3 protein-coding genes and 1 riboswitch are annotated in these 1,963 nt (G+C 67.3%); of the genes, 1 reads left to right on the plus strand and 2 read right to left on the minus strand.

Translation table 11 applies throughout. The annotated features are described in order from the left end of the window. The coding region (locus tag ACFWF3_RS33995) for an ABC transporter substrate-binding protein (protein ID WP_379318104.1) at window positions 1–579 on the minus strand (579 nt) is incomplete at its 3' end. Beyond that, window positions 576–1,283 carry a TenA family protein gene (locus ACFWF3_RS34000; RefSeq protein WP_379318106.1) on the minus strand — a complete coding sequence of 236 codons (708 nt, stop codon included), beginning with the start codon at window positions 1,281–1,283 and terminating at the stop codon, window positions 576–578. The genes ACFWF3_RS34000 and ACFWF3_RS33995, both read right to left, overlap by 4 nt. Further along, window positions 1,274–1,370, minus strand: a riboswitch (TPP riboswitch). It overlaps the preceding gene by 10 nt. A gap of 165 nt (window positions 1,371–1,535) precedes the next feature. Between ACFWF3_RS34000 and ACFWF3_RS34005 the strand changes: the two genes are divergently transcribed. Further along, window positions 1,536–1,963, plus strand: a 428-nt coding sequence (locus ACFWF3_RS34005; protein WP_379318108.1) for an NAD(P)-binding domain-containing protein, incomplete at its 3' end; no start/stop codon positions are given.

Here is a 1,963-nt window from a genome sequence, read left to right on the forward strand (position 1 = left end):
GCCCTCCCACGCCAGATACGAGACGGTGAAGTCTGCTTTCCCGGAGTAGACGGCCTCGTACGCCGACGATCCCAGCATGACGGAGGTGAATTCGCCGGTGCCGCCGTCGTTGCGGATGACCTGTGCGAGTGACTCCTTCTCACCCGGGTCACCGAAACCGGCGTAGGTCTTGCCGTCCAGATTCTTCGGGCTTGCGAGGTCGGCACGGTCGGCGCGCACGCCGATCCCGGTCGCCCAGTGCTGCAGGGGTGCGAGCACCGACTGGATGCGCGCACCCGAGGCGCGGGCGAACGTCGACGAATTGTGGGTGCTGATCCCGAATTCCGCGTTCCCCGCATCGACCACCGTGTCGACCGAGGTGTTGTTGTAGGGCAGCACCTGCACATCCAGACCGGCGTCGGCGAAGTAGCCGCGCTGCAAGGCGACATACAGTCCGGAGTGGTTGGTGTTGGGCGTCCAGTCCAGCGCGAAGCGGATGGTCTGGTCGGAGCCGCCGCCCGAACCGCAGGCGGTGACCAGCGACAGGGTCGCGACGGTGGTTGCCATGACCGCGAGTGCGCGGCGCAGCCGCCCGCTCATCCGGCAGGCCAGGGCTGCGGGTGCAGGGCGGTGTCCCAGAACATCAGCTCGTAGCGCACGGCGAGGATGAATGCCTTCTCCATCGCCGCCCGCTCACGCTCGCTCGCCGACTCGGCGGCGGCGTCGACCAGCGATCGCGCCGTGGCCGCGGCCTGCTGGAACTCTTCCGCGCCGTAGGTGGTGACCCACTGGGCATACGGGTGGGCGGCGTCGGCGGCGATCACCTTCGCGGCACTCTCGGCCAGGCCGCGTCCCACGTCGGCATAGATCCAGAAGCAGGGCAGCGCGGCCGCCGCCGCGACCGCGTAGGACTCGGTCGCCGCGGCGGCGATCAGGTAGGAGACGTAGGCCAGGCAGGTCTGGGAATGCTCCGGCTCGCCCTGCCGCGGGGGCAGCGCTCCGCCGGTGAGCATCTGGTCGTGCATGGCCGACTCGACAGCAGCGGCATTCGCGGACGAGGTGGCCCAGAAGGCCGCGGTCTGCGGGTCCGGTGACTTGGCGGCGAGAATCGCCAGCGCCTTCGAATACCCGGTCAGATACAGCGAATCCTGCTCGATGTAGGTCCGGAACACCTCGAGCGGCAAGGTGCCCTCGCCGAGGTGCCGCAGGAATTCCAGCTCATCGATCGCGCTCCGCAGGACCTTGGTGCGGTCCCAGAGGTGATCGGTGAACAGGCCGGTATTTGTGGTGTGGGCGTGCAACACCGTGACATCCCTTCGTCAGCATTACCTGAACAGGTTCAGCGGGTCTGTTCTCAGCCTCGCGGTCGCGAGACACCCCGTGTCAGAACTCGACCGACACTAGCAGCGACCGCCGACACGCGGGCCGGGCCCGGTTCGCCGTGTAGCCCCGGTCACGGTGGTAGGTGTTCGGCGGCGAACCGGCACCCAGTAACTTGCCTGCCAAGGAGTTCGTCTTCTGCACCCATCGAATCGCCGAACGAAGAGAGCTGATCAATGTCGACCTCTACCGCGCGTGCACACATCGGTGTCACCGGCCTGGCAGTGATGGGCAGCAACATCGCCCGCAACTTCGCCAAGCACGGCTACACCGTCGCGCTGCACAACCGTTCCGTGGCCAAGACCGACGCACTGCTCGCCGAGCACGGCGGTGACGGCGATTTCGTCCGCACCGAGACCGTGGAGGAGTTCGTCGCGGCGCTGGAGAAGCCGCGACGGGTGCTGATCATGGTCAAGGCGGGCGAGGCGACCGACACCGTCATCGAGGAGCTGGCTGCCGTGATGGAGCCGGGCGACATCATCATCGACGGTGGCAACGCCCTCTACACCGACACGATTCGCCGCGAGGCCGCCATGGCCGAACGTGGCCTCAATTTCGTCGGGGCAGGCATCTCGGGTGGTGAGGAAGGCGCGCTCAACGGTCC

The organism is Nocardia sp. NPDC060220 (genome assembly GCF_042727815.1).
Lineage (GTDB): Bacteria > Actinomycetota > Actinomycetes > Mycobacteriales > Mycobacteriaceae > Nocardia.